This window comes from Kitasatospora sp. NPDC087314 (assembly GCF_044744365.1).
In the GTDB taxonomy this organism is placed as follows: Bacteria; Actinomycetota; Actinomycetes; order Streptomycetales; family Streptomycetaceae; genus Kitasatospora.
Window position 1 is genome coordinate 83,131 of record NZ_JBIUYE010000019.1, and the last position, 18,530, is coordinate 101,660.

At 73.9% G+C, this 18,530-nt stretch carries 13 protein-coding genes and 2 pseudogenes; 12 read left to right on the top strand and 3 right to left on the bottom strand.

Annotation, left to right across the window (positions count from 1 at the left end):
• Positions 1-5: 5 nt before the first annotated feature.
• On the bottom strand, positions 6-923 hold the full coding sequence (gene bla / locus ACIO5E_RS34015) for a class A beta-lactamase (protein WP_400675475.1): 918 nt from the start codon (positions 921-923) through the stop codon (positions 6-8).
• Between the two features lie 231 nt (positions 924-1,154).
• On the opposite strand from bla, the gene ACIO5E_RS34020 reads away from it, so the two are divergent.
• Entirely contained in the window at positions 1,155-2,141 is a 987-nt protein-coding gene (locus ACIO5E_RS34020; RefSeq protein ID WP_400675477.1) for a hypothetical protein, read from the top strand.
• 54 nt (positions 2,142-2,195) lie between these two features.
• On the opposite strand, the gene ACIO5E_RS34025 is transcribed toward ACIO5E_RS34020, so the two are convergent.
• Positions 2,196-2,792 carry a TetR/AcrR family transcriptional regulator gene (locus tag ACIO5E_RS34025; protein ID WP_400675479.1) on the bottom strand — a complete coding sequence of 199 codons (597 nt, stop codon included), beginning with the start codon at positions 2,790-2,792 and terminating at the stop codon, positions 2,196-2,198.
• Positions 2,793-2,942: 150 nt separating this feature from the next.
• Here ACIO5E_RS34025 and ACIO5E_RS34030 point away from each other — a divergent pair, with 150 nt between their 5' ends.
• The 10 genes and pseudogenes from ACIO5E_RS34030 to ACIO5E_RS34075 all read left to right on the top strand — a co-directional run bounded on the left by ACIO5E_RS34030 (position 2,943) and on the right by ACIO5E_RS34075 (position 15,089).
• Positions 2,943-3,902, top strand: coding sequence for an alpha/beta hydrolase family protein (locus ACIO5E_RS34030; RefSeq protein WP_400675481.1), 960 nt, complete (start codon positions 2,943-2,945; stop codon positions 3,900-3,902).
• Positions 3,903-4,151: 249 nt separating this feature from the next.
• Positions 4,152-5,771 (top strand): annotated as a pseudogene (locus ACIO5E_RS34035) (AMP-binding protein); the annotation flags it as partial.
• A 63-nt stretch (positions 5,772-5,834) separates the two neighbouring features.
• A pseudogene (locus ACIO5E_RS34040) lies at positions 5,835-6,179 on the top strand (acyl-CoA thioesterase); the annotation flags it as partial.
• Entirely contained in the window at positions 6,176-8,590 is a 2,415-nt protein-coding gene (locus ACIO5E_RS34045; protein WP_400675483.1) for an FAD-dependent monooxygenase, read from the top strand. The pseudogene ACIO5E_RS34040 and the gene ACIO5E_RS34045, both read left to right, overlap by 4 nt.
• Positions 8,591-8,607: 17 nt before the next feature.
• On the top strand, positions 8,608-9,576 hold the full coding sequence (locus tag ACIO5E_RS34050; protein WP_400675485.1) for a carbon-nitrogen hydrolase family protein: 969 nt from the start codon (positions 8,608-8,610) through the stop codon (positions 9,574-9,576).
• The gene (locus ACIO5E_RS34055) at positions 9,573-10,742 is read left to right on the top strand and encodes a cupin domain-containing protein (protein WP_400675487.1); all 1,170 of its coding nucleotides are present in this window, start codon (positions 9,573-9,575) and stop codon (positions 10,740-10,742) included. The genes ACIO5E_RS34050 and ACIO5E_RS34055 overlap by 4 nt, the downstream gene beginning before the upstream one ends.
• A gap of 57 nt (positions 10,743-10,799) precedes the next feature.
• Positions 10,800-11,702, top strand: coding sequence for a fumarylacetoacetate hydrolase family protein (locus tag ACIO5E_RS34060; protein ID WP_400675489.1), 903 nt, complete (start codon positions 10,800-10,802; stop codon positions 11,700-11,702).
• A gap of 51 nt (positions 11,703-11,753) precedes the next feature.
• A complete protein-coding gene (locus ACIO5E_RS34065) occupies positions 11,754-12,512 on the top strand; it encodes an Asp/Glu racemase (protein ID WP_400675491.1) in 759 nt (252 codons plus the stop codon).
• A 70-nt stretch (positions 12,513-12,582) separates the two neighbouring features.
• Positions 12,583-13,437: a PaaX family transcriptional regulator C-terminal domain-containing protein gene (locus ACIO5E_RS34070; RefSeq protein ID WP_400675493.1), complete on the top strand. Its 855-nt coding sequence runs from the start codon at positions 12,583-12,585 to the stop codon at positions 13,435-13,437.
• Complete coding sequence (locus ACIO5E_RS34075; protein ID WP_400675495.1) at positions 13,434-15,089, top strand: amidohydrolase; 1,656 nt, start codon at positions 13,434-13,436, stop codon at positions 15,087-15,089. Before ACIO5E_RS34070 ends, ACIO5E_RS34075 begins: the two co-directional genes overlap by 4 nt.
• Before the next feature lie 196 nt (positions 15,090-15,285).
• On the opposite strand, the gene ACIO5E_RS34080 is transcribed toward ACIO5E_RS34075, so the two are convergent.
• Complete coding sequence (locus ACIO5E_RS34080; protein WP_400675497.1) at positions 15,286-17,676, bottom strand: ATP-binding cassette domain-containing protein; 2,391 nt, start codon at positions 17,674-17,676, stop codon at positions 15,286-15,288.
• A 190-nt stretch (positions 17,677-17,866) separates the two neighbouring features.
• Here ACIO5E_RS34080 and ACIO5E_RS34085 point away from each other — a divergent pair, with 190 nt between their 5' ends.
• Positions 17,867-18,520 carry an alpha-ketoglutarate-dependent dioxygenase AlkB gene (locus ACIO5E_RS34085; protein ID WP_400675499.1) on the top strand — a complete coding sequence of 218 codons (654 nt, stop codon included), beginning with the start codon at positions 17,867-17,869 and terminating at the stop codon, positions 18,518-18,520.
• Positions 18,521-18,530: the final 10 nt, after the last annotated feature.

Genomic DNA, 18,530 nt, shown 5'->3' on the forward strand with positions numbered 1-18,530 from the left:
GTGCGTCAGGCCAGGGCGGCCGCCAGCAGCGCCGCGGTGTCGGCGACCAGCTTCTCGGCGGCCGGCGCGGCGGCGTCGCGCTTGGTGGCCAGGACCGCCAGCACGATCGGTCCGCGTCCGGGCGGCCAGGTGATGCCCACGTCGTTGGTGGTGCCGTAGCCGCCGGTGCCGGTCTTGTCCGCGACGGTCCAGCCCTCGGGCAGCCCCGCGCGGAAGCGCCGGCCGCTGGTCGTGTTGCCCAGCAGCCACCCGGTCAACCGCTCCCGGTCCTGCGGTTCGAGGGCGTCCCCGAGGGCGAGCCGGGCGTACGTCCGGCCGAGGGCACGCGGGCTCGACGTGTCGGTCACCCGCCCCGGTTCCGCCGAGTTGAGGGCCGGCTCCCAGCGGTCGAGCCGGGTCACCCCGTCGCCGATGGAGCGGCAGAAGCGGGTCACCGCGCCGGGGCCGCCGAGCTCGGTCAGCAGGAGGTTCGCGGCGGTGTTGTCGCTGTACTCGATCGCGGCGGCGCACAGGTCCGCGACCGTCATGCCGCCGGCCAGGTTGCCCGGCAGGCCGGTGATCGGCGCGTAGCCGGACTTCTCGACGTCCTGCTCCGTGTACCGGATCCGCCGGGCGAGGAACTCGCCGTCGCGGTCCAGGTCCCGCAACACCGCCGAGACGGCGATCGTCTTGAAGGTCGAGCACATCGGGAACAGTTCGTCCGCCCGGTACAGCACGGTCCGGCCGGTACCGGTGTCCCGCGCGAAGACCCCCAGTCGCGCGGAGTGCTCCTGTTCGAGCGCACGCAGCCGGCCGGCGATCTGCTCGCCGGACGCGCCCTGGGCGGAGGCCGTTCCGCCGGTGGGCAGGACGGCGGCGAGGGCCGTCGCGGCGACCCCGGAGAGAACCCCGCGCCGACTCGGACGTACGTTCATGACCATCATCCTCCACTCGTGCCGGAACTCGACCATGACGGAGGTTCAGGGCACCCGGAACCGTTCGTCCCCTGTCTGGACGCGGCCGCGCCCGATTCCGTTCCCCATCATCGGCCACACCGGCCCCACGCCCGTCCGGGCCCGGTTGCAGTTCCGTCTCCGTTCCGTCCGACGGGGGTGCGAACCGCCGTCCGGTCCGCGATCGTGGGGGCGACGGCTCGTGGGGCGGGGGGAGTTTCCATGGGGGACGGCCAGGAGTTGGTACCAGGCGTGGCCGGCGTGCTGATCCGGGCGGCCGAGGGCGTGGCCGGTGGCCCGGGGCGGGGGCTGGCGGACCTGGTGCGGGCGCGGCTGCGGGCGACGGCGGACGGCGCCCGCGCCGTGGACGCGATCGAGGCCGACCCCGGGGACGCCCGGGCCCGGGCCGGGCTGACCGCCGCCGTCGGCGAACTGCTCGCCGCGGACCCGGCGTTCGCCCGGTACCTGGCCACCACCGAGCTCGGCCGACCCGCCGACCCGCCGACCGTCCACCTGCGGGTGGATCCGGCGGTCGCCGGCGCCCGGGCCCGGGCCGCCCGGCGTGGGGTGGCCCCCCTCGTCGTCACGCTGGCGCTGGTCGTCGCCGCCGCCCTGGTCGCCGTCGGGATCAACCTCGGGTCGCGCCCGCTCCTGCGGCCGGGCGGGCCCGACCTGGCGCACGCCGCACGGACGCTGCGCGACCCCGCCCAGGCGCAGGACGTGCTGCCCGATCCGCGGGCCATGCCGGGCGGGTGGCAGGTGGAGAGCGGCCCGCGGTCGGGGTCGGGCCCCGACACCGACGCGCCGTGCCTGCTCCCGGACGCCTGCGACCAGCAACTCGCCTACGCCACGGAGACGATCCACGACCCGACCGGCCACAGCGCGCAGTTCACCGTGATCGCCTTCGCCTCCCCCGAGGCCGCCGGCCGGGCCTTCGACGCGCTGCTCGCCCGTACCGGTGGCGACGACCCGGCCGCAACGGTCCCGCTCCCCCCGATCGGCGACCAGAGCGCCGCCCGGACGCACGGCACGGACTCGGCGGAGGCGCTGGTACGGGTCGGCACGACGCTGCTCCACATCCGCGCCGCCGGTCCGGGCACCACCACCGCCATGCCGGCACTGGCCCTGTTCACCCGCCTGCTGGCCGAACGCGCCCAGCAGGCCCAGGACGGCCGGGAGCCCGACACCGCCGCCCGGAGCGCCGACTGACCCCGGTCGGCGTGGTCTTCGTGGAAACCGCAGGACCACCAGGCGCCGTCGGCATCAGGACGGCTGCGGTCGCTGCAGCCCCTGGAGGAGCAGGTCGATCAAGCGGCGGGGGTCGTAGCGGGGGTCGCCGTCACGTCCGATGCAGAGGTTGCCGATGCCGCGCATCAGTTCGTAGGCCTGCGTGCCGGGCCTGACCTCGCCGGCGTCGACCGCGGCATCGAGCAACTGCGTGCAGACGGGCACCAGGCGGTCGAGGAAGTAGGTGTGCAGCGCCTCGAAGCCGCTGTCCGCTTGCAGCGCGTTGGCGAGTCCGTGTTTGGTCACCAGGAAGTCGACGAAGAGGTCGACCCACTGACGGAGTGCCGCCAGCGGGGAGGCGGAGGCGGCCAGCAGAGCCGGTCCGGCCTCGGCGCAGGCCTCGACCTGGTGGCGGTAGACGGCGACGACGAGGTCCGCCCGGGTCGGGAAGTTGCGGTAGATGGTGCCCACTCCGACACCCGCCCTGGCCGCGATCTGACGGATCGGCGCGTCGACGCCGGCGGTGACGAACACCTCGGCGGCGGCGGCAAGCAGCGTCTGCTGGTTCCGTAGCGCGTCGGCCCGCTTGCTTCGGGCCGGCGCGTCCCCAGGCCGGCCTGCAGTGGACACCATGCTCTCCCTCCGGACGATGTTGACTAAGCGGAACGGCGTTCCGTATCGTTAACGGAACAAGGTTCCGCTTCGATCCTAACCTCGGCGGGCCCCTCCCGTCCGCCTCGCCGCCGCATGAGACCGGCGGCCAGGCCCTGACAAGGGAACACCATGAGTGAATCGACTTCCGCAGCCGACACCGTCGGCGCGCCCGCTCCCGTCCTCTCGGTCAGCCCGGTGGTGCTGCCGGCTCCCGGCCGAGCCGTGGACCTGCACGTGCGGGTCTCCGCCCCCGTGACCGGGAGCGACCTACCGGTCATCCTCCTCTCACACGGCCACGGCCCCTCCAACAACCTCTCCTCGCTGAACGGCTACGCCCCCCTCGCCAACTACTGGGCGGCGCACGGTTTCGTCGTCATCCAACCCACCCATCTGAGCTCGAGCACGCTGAGCCTGGATCCCGACCACCCCGAGGCGCCGCTGTACTGGCGCTCGCGGGCCGAGGACATGAAGCGCATCCTCGACCGGCTCGACGCGATCGAGGCCGCCGTCCCGCAGCTTTCCGGGCGCCTGGACCACCACAGGATCGCCGTGGCCGGGCACTCCATGGGCGGACACACCGCGAGCCTGCTCCTGGGCGCACGGCTGACCGACCCCCGCACCGGCACCCAGGTGAACCTGTCCGAACCCCGGATCACCGCGGGCGTCCTGCTCGCCGCACCCGGCAGCGGCGGCGACGCACTGGCCGCGTCCGTCGCCGAGAACCACCCCTTCCTCCTGACCACGGACTTCTCCCGGATGGCGACACCCGCGCTGGTGGTCGCCGGCGACCAGGACTCCTCGGCCCACCTGACGGTTCAGGGCCCGGACTGGCACACCGACCCGTACGTCCTCTCGCCGGGCCCCAAGTCCCTGCTCACCCTGTACGGCGCGGAGCACGGGCTCGGCGGGATCTCCGGCTACGACGCCGCCGAAACCACGGACGAGAACCCCCGGCGGGTCGCCGCGGTCCAGCGGCTCACCTGGGCCTACCTCCGTACCGAGCTCCACCCCGGGGACCCTGCCTGGCAGGCGGCACGCCAGACGCTGACGTCCGAGCTCAACCCGATGGGAAGGATCGAATCCAAGTAGGCCCACCAGGCGGTGCGGATGCATGCGGGGGGAGGGGCGAGTGACCCGTCCGGAGCGCCCCTGGGTTCCGACCTCGCTCCGCACCGCCAGGGCGGGCCCGACACCCGAGCGGTGAAGTGCCATCGCGCTCCACCCGTCGTTCGCCCGCACGACGACCGCTCCCCCGAATGCATGTATCGCTCTCTTGACTGGCGTCACCGGGGCGCCATACTGGCCTCACTCCCCGCTCGCACGATGAGGTGCCCGCCCATGGAGCTATCCCCCTCCGCGCACGTGGACACGTTCTGCCGAGACCATCTCCCGCCCTTCGACCAGTGGCCCGAACTCCTCTTCGACATACCGGAGTTGTCCTATCCGGACCGGCTGAACTGCGCCCAGGCGCTGCTCGACGCGACGATCGCCCGGCTCGGGCCCGACCGCCGCTGCCTGCTCACCCCGACCGGCCGGTGGACCTACGGCGAACTACGCGACCGCGCCGACCGGGTGGCCCGGCTGCTGACCGAGGACCTCGGCCTGGCCGCCGGCAACCGGGTGCTGCTGCGCGGCCCGAACACCCCCTGGCTGGTGGCCTGCTGGCTCGGCGTGCTGAAGGCGGGCGGGGTGGTCGTCAGCACCATGCCGCTGCTGCGGGCCGCCGAACTGACCGCGCTGCACCGGATCGCCCGGCCGGTCGTCGCCCTGTGTGACCACCGCTACCTGGACGACCTCGCCCGCGCCGAGACGCCCGGCCTGCGGACCCTCGCCTTCGGCGGGCCCGGCCCGCAGGACCTGACCGCCCGCTGCGCCGCCAAGAACGGCGACTTCACCGCCGTCCCGACCGCCGCCGACGACGTCGCGCTGATCGCCTTCACCTCCGGGACGACCGGCCGTCCCAAGGCCACCCTGCACTTCCACCGCGACGTGCTCGCCAACGCCGACACCTTCTCCCGCCACCTCCTGCGGCCGACCCCCGACGACCTGTTCGCCGGCACCCCGCCGCTCGCCTTCACCTTCGGGCTCGGCGGCCTGGTGGTCTTCCCGCTGCGCGCCGGCGCCGCCAGCCTGCTGCTGGAGCAGGCCACTCCCGAACAGCTCGCCGAGCAGGTCCACCGGCACCGGGTCAGCGTGCTGTTCACCGCGCCGACCGCCTACCGGGCGATCCTGGCCGCCGGGCTCGCCGACCGCCTGTCCGGCGTACGGCGCTGCGTCTCGGCCGGCGAGCACCTGCCCGCCACCCTCTGGCAGGCCTTCCGCGCGGCCACCGGACAACGGCTGATCGACGGCCTCGGCGCCACCGAGCTGCTGCACGTGTTCATCTCCGCCGCCGACGACGACATCCGCCCCGGCTCGACCGGGCGCCCCGTCCCCGGCTACCGGGCCGCCATCCTCGACCGGCACGGCCGGCCGGTGCCGGACGGCGTACCCGGGCTGCTCGCCGTCAAGGGTCCGACCGGCTGCCGCTACCTGGACGACGAGCGCCAGCACGACTACGTGCGCAACGGCTGGAACCTCACCGGCGACACCTACGTCCGCGACCAGGACGGCTACTACTGGTACCAAGCGCGCAACGACGACATGATCGTCTCGGCCGGCTACAACATCGCCGGCCCCGAGGTCGAGCAGGCCCTCGCCGCCCACCCCGACGTCGCCGACTGCGCGGTGGTCGGGGCGCCGGACGAGCGGCGCGGCACGGTGGTCAAGGCCTACGTGGTGCTGCGCGAGGGCGTACCCGCCGGACCGGAGAAGGCGGCGGACCTCCAGGAGCACGTCAAACGGACCATCGCCCCGTACAAGTACCCGCGCGCGGTCGAGTTCGTCACCGTTCTGCCGCGCACCGCCACCGGCAAGCTGCACCGCGCCGAGCTGCGCCGGCGGGCCGCGACCGCCCCGGCCAGCGTGGCGGTCGAGCGCCGGGTCGAGTGGTCCGACACCGACGCGGCCGGGCACTACCACTTCTCGGCCGTGCAGCGCTGGGCCGAGGCCGCCGAGGCGGCGCTGCTGCGACGGCTGGGCCTGGCGGAGCTGTTCGGGCGGATCCCCCGGGTGCACTTCGAGGCCGACTACCGCGAGCGGCTCTGGTTCGGGGACGTGGTCCGCACCGAGCTGCGGGTGGTCCGGGTCGGCGGGTCCTCGCTGCACTACGCCTTCGAGGTGCACGGCCCGCAGGGCCTGGCCGCGTCCGGCCGGATGTCGGTGGTGCACGCCGCGCCGCACGCCGAGGGCGCCGAGCCCTGGCCGGCTCCGGTGCGCCGGGCCCTGGCCGAGGCCGGCCCGCAGCAGGCGGAGGTGATCCGGTGACCGCCGGGGCCGGGGCTCGTGCGGCGACCGCAGCGACCGAAGGCGCCCCAGGGCCCGCCACCGCCCGCCGCATCGCGGTGATCGGCGCCGGACCGGGCGGGCTCTACTTCGCCGCACTGGCCAAGCAGTTGGCGCCGCACCGGGAGATCACCGTGTTCGAACGCGACGGCCGGGAGGACGCGTTCGGCTTCGGCGTGGTGTTCTCCGACGAGACGCTGGACGGCATCGCCCAGGCCGACCCGGAGGTCTTCGCCGCGATCAGCGCCGAGTTCGCCCGCTGGAGCGACATCGACGTGCGCTACGCGGGCCGGGTCCGCACCTGCGGCGGGCACGGCTTCGCGGCGCTCGACCGCAACCGGCTGCGCGCCATCCTGCAACAGCGGTGCGAGCGCCTCGCGGTGGACGTGCGCTACCGCACGCCCGCCCCGCCGGTCGGCCGCCTCGCCGCCGACTACGACCTGGTGGTCGCCGCCGACGGCATCCACTCGGCCACCCGGGCGGCTTACGCCGACACCTTCCGGCCCGACCTGGACGAGCGGCACTGCCGCTACATCTGGCTCGCCACCGACAAGGTCTTCGAGGCCTTCACCTTCATCGTCGAGCGGTTCGACTTCGGCGCCCTCCAGGTGCACGCCTACCCGTACAGCACGACGCGCTCGACCTTCATCGTGGAGATCGCCGAGGCCGCCTGGCGCCGGGCCGGCTTCGACGCCCTCGCGGCGACGGAGCCGGCGCGCGGCGAGAGCGACGAGGCGAGCGTGCGGCGCTGCGCGGAGCTACTCGCCGGACACCTGGACGGCCACCGGCTGATCCCCAACGCCTCCCGCTGGATCCGCTTCACCACCGTGCGCAACGCGCGCTGGCGCCACCGGAACGTGGTGCTGCTCGGCGACGCGGCGCACTCCGCACACTTCTCGATCGGCTCTGGCACCAAACTCGCCCTGGAGGACGCCCTCGCGCTCGCCGCGAGTCTGCGGGAACAACCGTCGGTGGACGAGGCGTTGGCCGCCTACGAGGCCGAGCGGCGGCCGGTGGTGGAGTCCACCCAGCGGGCCGCGCAGGCGAGCCTGGAGTGGTTCGAGACGCTGGAGCGGCGCACCGGGCAGGACGCCGACCGGTTCGCGTTCAACCTGCTCACCCGCAGCCGCCGGGTCACCTACGGCAGTCTGCGGGCCCGCGATCCCGCCTTCGTCGACGCGGTGGACACCGCCGCCGGCGGCCCGCCCGGCGTACCGCCGATGTTCCGGCCGCTGAAGCTGGGCACGCTGGAGCTGGCCAACCGCATCGTCGTGCCCCCGCTCGCCACCTTCACCTCCGCCGACACCCTGCCCAGCGGCTTCGACCGGGCCCAGCTGACCGCGCACGCGCTCGGCGGTGCCGGACTGGTCCTCGCCGGCATGACCGCCGTCAGCCCCGAAGGCCGGGCCACCGACCGCTGCCCGGGGCTGTGGAGCGACCGCCAGGAGTCCGCCTGGCGCGAACTCGTCGACACCGTACGCGCGGTGAGCCCCACCCCGCTCGGCCTCCAGCTGACCCACGCCGGCCGCCGGGGCGCCACCGCCGCACCCGGCCCGGACGGGATCGGGCGCCCGCTCGCCGACGGCTGGCCGCTGCTCGCCGCCTCCCCGCTCCCCTGGGATCCCGGCAGCCCTCCCCCGCACGCCGCCAGCGCCGCCCAACTGGCCGCCGTGGTGGACGACTTCGCCGCCGCGGCGGAACGCGCGGCGCGGGCCGGCTTCGACGCGCTGGAACTGCAGTTCGGCCACGGGCACCTGGTCTCCGGCTTCCTCTCACCGCTGACCAACCACCGCACCGACCGCTACGGCGGCCCGCTCGCCCACCGGCTGTGCCTGCCGCTGGAGGTGCTGGCGGCGGTCCGCACCGCCTGGCCGGCCGGGCGGCCGCTGCTGGTGCGGATCTCGGCCTGCGACTGGGCACCCGGTGGAACCACCGAGCCGGAGGCCGTCGCGATCTGCCGCGCGCTGGCCGACGGCGGGGCGGACGCGGTGGACGTCTCCACCGGCGAGGTGGTCGCCCACCAGCGGCCGCCGTACGGCCGCGGCTACCAGACGCCGTTCGCCGAACTGATCCGTGCGGCCACCGGCCTGCCGACCATCGCGGTCGGCGCCATCTCCGGGCACGACGACGCCAACTCCGTCCTGCTGGCCGAGCGGGCCGACCTGGTCGCGGTCGGGCGGGCCCAGCTGTACGACCCGCTCTGGACGCTGCACGCCGCCGCCGAGCAGGGCTACACCGGGCCGGGCGCGCGCTGGCCCGGCCCCTGGTCGGCGGGAAGCCGCAGGCCGCCGGGCCCGAACGCCGACCGGGTCGCCCCGCGCCTGCACCTGCGGCGCGAGCCGCCCGCGCCGGTGCACCGCCGCTGGCCGCCGCCCCCGCCCGGACCACGCTGAGCAGCCGAGGAGAACCCATGCCGGATCTGCCCCGCTTCACCGCCGCGGCCGTGCAGGCCGCCCCCGTCTACCTGGGCCCGGCCGCCACCGTGGACAAGGCCGTGGCCCTGATCCACGAGGCAGCCGGCCACGGCGCCACCCTGGTGGTCTTCCCCGAGGTCTTCGTCCCCGGCTACCCGTACTGGAACTGGACGATGACCCCGGTCCAGGGCTCCCCCTGGTACGAACGCCTCTACCGCGCCGCCGTGGACGTCCCCGGCCCGTACGTGGACACGCTGCGCGCCGCCGCCCGGCAGGCCGGCGTGGTGCTGGTGATCGGCGTCAACGAGCGTGGTCGACACAGCCTCGGGGTGCTCTACAACACCCTGCTGGTCATCGGCGATGACGGCGAACTGCTCGGCGTTCACCGCAAGTTGGTGCCGACCTGGGCCGAGAAGCTGACCTGGACGCCCGGCGACGGCAGCTCCCTGCGGGTCCACCGCACGGCCGTCGGCCCGCTCGGCGCGCTGGCCTGCGGCGAGAACACCAACACCCTGGCCCGTTTCACCCTGCTGGCCCAGGGCGAACTCGTCCACGCCGCGAGCTACATCGCCCTGCCGGTGGCCCCCGAGGACTACGACATGGCGGAGGCGATCGCGCTGCGCGCCGCCGCGCACTGCTTCGAGGGCAAGCTGTACACCGTGGTCTCCTGCTCCACGATCTCGTCCGAGATGGTGGACCTGATCGCCGGCGAGGACCAGCAGGTCCGCAAGCAACTCGCCCGCCCGCGCAGCGCGTTGTCCGGCATCTTCGGCCCCGACGGGCGCCCGGTGGGCGAACCGCTGGTGGACGAGGAGGGCATCGTCTACGCCGAGATCGACCTCGGCCGGTGCATCCAGCCCAAGCAGATGCACGACATCGTGGGCCACTACAACCGCTTCGACGTCTTCCGGCTGCACGTGGACAACCGTCCGCTGCGGCCGCTGGCACTGGAGGAGGAGGCATGAGCAGCCACCAAGGCATGAGCAGCCACGAGGGCACGGCCGGTCACGAAGGCACGGCCGACCACGACGACGACCGGATCGGCCGCGCCAGGGTCGGCGACAGCCCCGAACTCGCCGCCTACTACGAGGAACTGGCCGAGCACGAGGCCGGCGCGCTGTGGACGGTGGCGAACGAGATCGAGCCCTGGTATCCGCAGCCGAAGTCGGTACCGGTGCTCTGGCGCTACGCGGACCTGCGCCCGCTGGTCCGCAAGGCCCTGCCGCTGGTCAAGGCCGACGACGCCGGCCGCCGGGTGGTCATGCTGGTCAACCCCGGACGCCGCGACCTGAGCGCCGCCGTCGGCCTGTTGTACACCGGCCTGCAGATCATGGGCCCCGGCGAGGCGATGACCGCGCACCGCCACCAGGCCGCCGCCCTGCGCTTCGTCCACGAGGGCACCGGAGCCTGGACGATCGTGAACGGCCAGAAGCTCAAGGTCGGCCCGCGCGACTTCGCCATCACGCCCAACAACTCCTGGCACGAGCACGGCAACGAGTCCGACGACGCCCCGGTGATCTGGCAGGACGGCCTGGACATCCCGCTGGTCAACATGCTCGACGCGAACTTCTACGAGGTGCACCCGGAGCTGTACCAGCGCCCCGGCACGGTGGTGAACGCCTCGCTGCTGAGCTACGGCGGCAACCTGCTCCCGTACGGCGTCGAGACCTGGACCAGGCCCTACTCCCCGCTGCTCGGCTGGCCCTGGGAGCCGAGCTACCACGCACTGTGCCAACTCGCCCGTGCCACCGAGGGATCGCCGTACGACGGCGTGATCATGGAGTACACCAACCCGGTCACCGGCGGCCCGGTGATGCCGACCATGGCCGCCCACCTGCAGCTGCTGCGCCCCGGCCAGGCCACCCGCGCCCACCGCCACACCGGCTCGGTGGTCTACACGGCGGCCAAGGGGCGCGGTGTCTCGGTGATCGCCGGGCAGCGCTTCGAGTGGCGGCAGGGGGACGTTTTCGTCGTCCCGTCCTGGGCCTGGCACGAGCACGCGAACCTCGACCCCGGCGAGGACGCCTGCCTGTTCTCGTTCAACGACTTCCCGGTGATGCACTCGCTCGGCCTCTACCGCGAGGAGGCCCACCCGGGCCCCGACGGGCACCAGTCCGTCACCGCCCGGTAACCCACCGACCCGCCACCGCCCGGTAACCCACCGACCCGTCACCAAGGAGTCCCGACCATGCACCTGTTGACCTACTGCGCGGACGGAGACGAGACCCCGCGCCTCGGCGCCCGGCTCGGCGACCGGGTCGCCGATCTGACCGCCCTCGCCACCGCCGCCGGCGCCCGACTGCCCGACGGCCTGCTGGAGTTCATCCGGGTCGGCGAGCCGGCGACGGCCACCGCCCGCGCGCTGCTCACGGCCACGCCGACGGACCACCCGGCTCTCCGCCCGCTCACCGAGGTCTCGCTGCGCGCACCCCTGCGGCCCGGCAAGATCGTCGGCGTCGGCCTCAACTACGTGGAGCACGTCTCCGAATCGCACCGCACCCTGGACACCGACCGCGAACTGCCCGACCGCCCGGTGCTGTTCAGCAAGCCCGCCACCGCCGTCACCGGCCCGGGCCAGCCCATCCGGCACAACGCCGACCTGACCAAACAGCTCGACTGGGAGTGCGAACTCGCCGTGGTGATCGGCGAACCGGCCTTCCGGGTGGCCGAGGAGGACGCCTGGCGGCACGTGTTCGGCTACAGCATCGTCAACGACGTCAGCGCCCGCGACCAACGCCGCTCCGGGCAGTGGTTCTTCTCCAAGGGCCAGGACAGCTACGCGCCGTTCGGCCCGGTCGTGGTCACCGCCGACGAGATCCCCGACCCGCAGGGACTCGACCTCTCGCTCCGGGTCAACGGCGAGCTGCGGCAGGACTCCAACACCCGCCACATGCTGTTCGGCATCGCCCGTCTGATCGCCGACATCTCCTCCGGCGTCACGCTCGAAGCGGGCGACGTGATCGCCACCGGCTCCCCGTCCGGCGTCGGCGCCGGCATGGTGCCGCCGCAGTTCCTGCAGCCCGGCGACCTGGTCGAGGCCACCATCGAGCGGATCGGCACCCTGGCCAACCCGGTGGTCGACGCCCGCTGAACCGAGCCCCCGCACGGAGCCCCGGAAACCCGGAAAGGAGCCCCACGCCCCATGACCACCTACCGGATCGGCCAGATCGTCCCCAGCTCCAACGTCACCATGGAGACCGAGGTCCCCGCCCTGCTGCGGGCCCGCGAGGCGGTCGCGCCCGAGCGGTTCACCTTCCACTCCAGCCGGATGCGGATGACCAGGGTCACCCCCGAGCAACTGCGTGCCATGGACGCCGAGTCCGACCGCTGCGCCACCGAACTCTCCGACGCCCGGGTCGACGTGCTCGGCTACGCCTGCCTGGTCGCCGTGATGGCCACCGGCCCCGGCTACCACCGCGAGGCCGAACAGCGGCTGCACCGCCGCACCGTCGAGAACGGCGCCCCCGCGCCCGTGGTCACCAGCGCGGGCGCCCTGGTGGCCGGCCTGCGCACGCTCGGCGCCCGGAAGGTCGCCCTGGTCACCCCGTACCTGCGGCCGCTGGCCCGGACGGTGGTCGACTACCTGGCCCACGAGGGCGTCCAGGTGCTCGACTACGCGGCCCTGGAGATCCCCGACAACCTCGACGTGGCCGCCCACGACCCGGCGAGGCTCCCCGCCATCGCCCAGCGCCTCGCCCACGCCGACGCCGACGCGGTGGTGCTCTCGGCCTGCGTCCAACTGCCCTCGCTGGCCGCCGTCGAGGAGGCCGAGCAGCGGCTCGGCAAGCCGGTCGTCTCGGCGGCGATCTGCACCGCCCACCAACTGCTGCGCGCCCTCGGCCTCCCCGCCTTCGCCCCCGGCGCCGGACACCTGCTCTCCGGCGCCTACGCGGAGGCCTGAATCCGACACCGATCCGCCGACCGCCGGCCACCGCTATGATCACCACGAGCTGCCGGGGAGGAGGCCCACCATGTCGGAGAGCACGCCCCGGCCCAGCTCGCTGATCCACACCGTGTACGGCGAGTTCGTGCGCCGCCTCGGCGGCTGGATATCGATCGCCGACCTGATAGCGCTGATGGCCGAACTCGACGTCGACGGCCCGGCCGTCCGCTCGGCCATCTCCCGGCTGAAGAAGGCCGGCACCCTGCTCCAGGAACGCCGCGGCGGCACCGGATACCGGCTGGCCCCGGCGATGGGCCCGGTGTTCGAGGAGGGCGACCGCCGGATCTTCCACAGCTTGGAGCCCGCCGAACTCGCCGACGGCTGGGTGGTCGCGGTGTTCTCGGTGCCCGAGTCCGAGCGCGCCCACCGCCACCAGCTGCGCTCACGGCTGAGCTGGCTCGGCTTCGGCAACGCCGCCCCCGGCGTCTGGCTGGCACCCGCCCGGCTGCTGCCGGACGCCCGGCGCCTGCTGGAGCGCCTCGGCCTGAGCGCCTACGTGCACCTGTTCCTGTCCGCCGAGTACGCGGGCTTCGCCGAACTGCGCACCGCGGTGGCCGACTGGTGGGACTTCCCGGCGATCGAGGCGCAGTACGCGGCCTTCGACGACGCCTGGCGCCCGGTCGCCGCCGACCTGCGCGGGCAGCTGCGGATCGACCCGGTCGAGGCGTTCCGCGACTACGTGCCGATGCTCACCCAGTGGCGCCGACTGCCGTACCTGGACCCGGGCCTGCCCGAGCCGCTGCTGCCCGCCGACTGGAACGCCGTCGCCGCCCGGGCCGTCTTCACCGAGCTGCACGCGCTGCTCGCCGAGCCCGGCCTGCGGTACGTCGAGAAGGTCACCGGTCTGTCGGCCGGCGGCCCACCCCACCAGGAGCCGCGATGACCGACCCCGACCACCACGCCGTACCCGACTCCGCACCCGCACCCGCCGATCTGCTGATCCGGGCCGCCGCCGTGCACACCCTCGTCCCCGGCGAGCCGCCGCAGCGCGCGATCGCCGTCACCGGGGCGCGGATCACCGCCCTGTCCCCCGCCCCCGACGGCCTGGACGTCCTGATCGGAACGGCCACCGAGGTGCTGGACGCCCCCGCCGCGACGGTGCTGCCCGCCTTCGACGACACCCACACCCACCTGATCCTGGCCGGCCACAGCGTCCACGGCGTACCCGTCCACCAGGCCCGGGACCTCGCCGGGTTCCTCGGCCTGATCCGCGAGCGCGCCGCCCGTACCCCGGCCGGACAGTGGATCCACACCACGATCAACTGGCAGGAGGTGCACCTGGCCGAGCAGCGGATGCCCACCACCGAGGAGCTGGACCGGGCCACCGCCGACCACCCCGTGCTGGTCCGCCGCGGCGCCTACAACATGGTGCTCAACTCGGCCGCGCTGCGCCTCGCCGGCATCACCGCCGCCACCCCGGCCCCGCCCGGCGGCGTGATCGAACTCGACGAACAGGGGCGGCTGACCGGACGGCTGGTCAACAAGGCGGTCGAACTGGTCGAGCGGGTGCTGCCGCGCCCCGCGCGCACCGAACGCGTCGCCGGTCTGCGCGCCGCCTCCGCCGACTACGCCGCCACCGGGATCGGCACCGTGCGCGACTGCCTGGTCCCGGTCGAGGACCTCGACGTACTGCGCGCCGCCCGGGCGGCCGGCGCGCTCTCCGTCCGGGTCCGGGCGCTGGTCTCCGGTTTCGCCGCCCGCACCCCCGAACAGGTCGACGCGCTGCTGGACCGGATGGACGCCTGGCGCGCCGCCGGCGAGGACGACGACCTGTTCCGAGTGTGGGGCGTCAAGTTCGGCATCGACGGCGGCTTCGAGGCCGGCGCCCTGGACGAGCCCTACCAGGGGCAGCCCTGCTACCACGGCCGGCTGCTCTGGGAGCCGGCCGAGCTGGTCGCGGCCGTCGAACGGGTGGTCGGGCGCGGCTGGCGGGTCGGCGTGCACGCCTGGGGCGACCGCGGCCTGCGCACCCTGCTGGACGTCTTCGAGGAGGTGCTCAAGCACCGCCCCGGCCTGCCGCCCGGCACGCTGGTGGTCGAGCACGGCGGGCTGGCCCGGGCCGACCAGCGGGCCCGGGCGATCGCACTCGGCATCCCGGTCACCGTGCAGCACCCGCTGCTGCACGACGGCGCGCTCACCCAGCAGCGGGCCTGGGGGCGGGAGCGGACCGCCGGGATCTTCCCGCTGCGCGAGTGGCTCGACGAGGGCGCGCTGCTCGCCGCCGGCTCGGACTTCCCGGTCGGCCCGTACGGCGCGATGGTGTCGGTGTGGGGCATGACGACCCGCCGGACCACCACCGGCGTGGTCGGGCCCGAGCACGCCATCGACCGCGCCGAGGCGATCGCGCTGCACACCGTCGACGCCGCCAGGCTGGTGGGCGAGAGCGCCGAGCGCGGCAGCCTGCGACCGGGGGCCCTGGCCGATCTGACGGTGTGGCCGGTCGATCCGCTGAGCTGCCCGGTCGACGCGCTGCGCGGACTGCGGCCCGAACGCACCGTCGTCGGCGGACGGACCGTCCACGGCACCACCGGGTAGCGGTCGGCCCTCCGCCGTCCGGGCCTCCTGCACCAACCCCCGGGTGAAGTCGGCGGTGCACGGGCGCGCCCGCCCGTCGGCGCCCGGGGCGGTGAAGTCGAGCTGGAAGCGGGTGGGCGCGCTGCGCTCGCGCGGCCGGGCGGGCGGGAACGCGGCGCCCAGGTAGGCGCCGCGTGGGCTCGGCGACCGCGGGCGTTCAGCCGACGTACGCCGCCAGGTGCTCGCCGGTGAGGGTGGAGCGGGCGGCGATCAGGTCGGCCGGGGTGCCCTCGAAGACGATCCGGCCGCCGTCGTGGCCGGCGCCCGGGCCGAGGTCGATGATCCAGTCGGCGTGGGCCATCACCGCCTGGTGGTGCTCGATGACGATGACCGACTTGCCGGACTCCACCAGCCGGTCGAGCAGGCCGAGCAGCTGCTCGACGTCGGCGAGGTGCAGGCCGGTGGTCGGCTCGTCGAGGACGTAGACGCCGCCCTTCTCCGCCATGTGGGTGGCCAGCTTGAGCCGCTGCCGCTCGCCGCCGGACAGCGTGGTGAGCGGCTGGCCGAGGCTGAGGTAGCCGAGCCCGACGTCGGCCAGGTTGCTCAGGATCCGGTGGGCGGCCGGGATGCGCGCCTCGCCGGTGCCGAAGAACTCCTCCGCCTCGGTCACCGGCATCGCGAGCACCTCGCTGATGTCGCGGCCGCCGAGGAGGTACTCCAGCACCGCCGCCTGGTACCGCTTCCCCTCGCACTCCTCGCAGGTGCTGGCGACGCCGGCCATCATCGCCAGGTCGGTGAAGACCACGCCGGCGCCGTTGCAGTTCGGGCAGGCGCCCTCGGAGTTGGCGCTGAACAGGGCCGGCTTGACGCCGTTGGCCTTCGCGAACGCCTTGCGGATCGGCTCCAGCAGCCCGGTGTACGTCGCCGGGTTGCTGCGCCGCGAGCCGCGGATGGCGCCCTGGTCGACGGAGACCACGCCCGCCCCGGCGGGGATCGAGCCGTGCACGAGCGAGCTCTTCCCGGAGCCGGCGACGCCGGTGATCACGGTCAGCACCCCGAGCGGGATGTCGACGTCGACGTCGCGCAGGTTGTTGGCCGTCGCGCCGCGGATCTCCAGGGTGCCGTTCGGCTCGCGCACCGCCTGCTTGACGGCGGCCCGGTCGTCGAAGTGGCGGCCGGTGACGGTGCCGCTGACCCGCAGGCCGTCGACGGTGCCCTCGAAGCAGACGGCGCCGCCCGCCGTCCCGGCACCGGGGCCGAGGTCGACGACGTGGTCGGCGATCGCGATGGTCTCCGGCTTGTGTTCCACGACCAGCACCGTGTTGCCCTTGTCCCGCAGCCGCAGCAGGAGTTCGTTCATTCGCTGGATGTCGTGCGGGTGCAGACCGGTGGTGGGCTCGTCGAAGACGTACGTGACGTCGGTGAGCGCCGAGCCGAGGTGCCGGATCATCTTGACCCGCTGCGCCTCCCCACCGGACAGCGTGCCGGACGGGCGGTCGAGCGAGAGGTAGCCCAGCCCGATCTCCACGAACGAGTCGAGGGTGTGCCGCAGGGTGCCGAGCAGCGGCGCCACCGCCGGCTCGTCGAGGCCGCGGACCCAGTCGGCCAGGTCGCTGATCTGCATCGCGCAGGCGTCGGCGATGTTGATCCCGCCGATCCGCGAGGACCGGGCGGCCTCGCTGAGCCGGGTGCCCTCGCACTCGGGGCAGGCGGTGAAGGTGACCGCCCGGTCGACGAACGCCCGGATGTGCGGCTGCAGCGCGTCCCGGTCCTTGGCGAGCATCGACTTCTGGATCTTCGGGATCAGCCCCTCGTAGGTGAGGTTGACCCCGTTGACCTTCACCTTGGTCGGCTCGCGGTACAGGAAGTCCTGCATCTCCTTCTTGGTGTACTTGCGGATCGGCTTGTCCGGGTCGAGGAAGCCCGAGTTCGCGTAGATCCCCACCGTCCACCAGCTGTCGGTCTTCCAGCCGGGGATGGTGATCGCGCCCTCGGAGATCGACCTGGAAGCGTCGAAGAGCTGGGTGAGGTCGATGTCGGAGACGCTGCCGCGGCCCTCGCAGCGCGGGCACATGCCACCGGTGATGCTGAAGCTGCGCCGTTCCTTGACGGTCTGACCGCCGCGTTCGACCGTGACGGCGCCCGCCCCGCTGATCGAGGGGACGTTGAAGGAGAACGCCTTGGGTGAGCCGATGTGCGGCTGTCCGAGCCGGCTGAAGAGGATCCGCAGCATCGCGTTGGCGTCGGTGGCGGTGCCGACCGTGGAGCGGGGGTCGGAGCCCATCCGCTGCTGGTCGACGATGATCGCGGTGGTCAGCCCCTCCAGCACGTCGACCTCGGGCCGCGCCTGGGTCGGCATGAAGCCCTGGACGAAGGCGCTGTACGTCTCGTTGATCAGCCGCTGCGACTCCGCGGCGATCGTGTCGAACACCAGGGAGCTCTTGCCGGAGCCGGAGACACCGGTGAACACCGTCAGCCGCCGCTTCGGGATCTCGACGCTGACGTCCTTGAGGTTGTTCTCGCGCGCGCCGTGCACGCTGATCAGGTCGTGGCTGTCGGCGTGGTGGGCCACAGGCGGCCGCGCGGCCGTCCTGGTGGGCTTGCTCATCGTCTCTCCATCTGTGCGGCGGGGCCGCCGTCGCGGGTGGATGATCGCCGGTTCGCCGCTCGGGGAGGGGAGCCCGTCGGCCGGTACCGGCCCGGCATGGCCGAAAGCCTAACCGCCGGGCCACCGCGCCCGGGGCCAGTTCAGGACCTTTATTCGAGCACACGTTCGATTCTGGGCGTACGCTGGCCCCATGCGCAGCACCGTCCACCTCCAGCCCTCGCTGTTCGACGACACCGACGACGCCGACGACACCGACGGCGTCCGCCTCGGCCCGCTCGACGGGCTCCGCCGGGCCGTCCTGGGCGACGGAGCCTGGCTGGACCTGCTACCCGGGTGGCTGCACGGGGCGGACCGCCTGTTCGAACACCTCGCCGCCACCGTGCCCTGGCGGGCCGAGCGCCGCGAGATGTACGAGCGGGTGGTCGACGTACCGCGACTGCTGGCTTCCTACCCGGCCGACGCCGAGCCGCCGCACCCCGTCCTCGGGCAGGCCCGGACGGCACTGAGCCGGCACTACGCGCGGGAGCTGGGCGAGCCGTTCCGCACGCTCGGCCTCTGCTACTACCGCGACGGCCGGGACAGCGTCGCCTGGCACGGGGACCGGATCGGGCGCGGCGCCCGCGAGGACACCATGGTGGCGATCCTGTCCGTCGGCGAGCCGCGCGCCCTGCTACTGCGACCGCGCGACGGCGGCGGCCCGGTGGTGCGCCGGCCGCTCGGACACGGCGATCTGGTGGTCATGGGCGGCTCCTGCCAGCGCACCTGGGAGCACGCGATCCCGAAGACGGCCCGGCCGGTGGGCCCGCGGATCAGCATCCAGTTCCGACCGCACGGCGTCGCGTAGGAACGCCGAA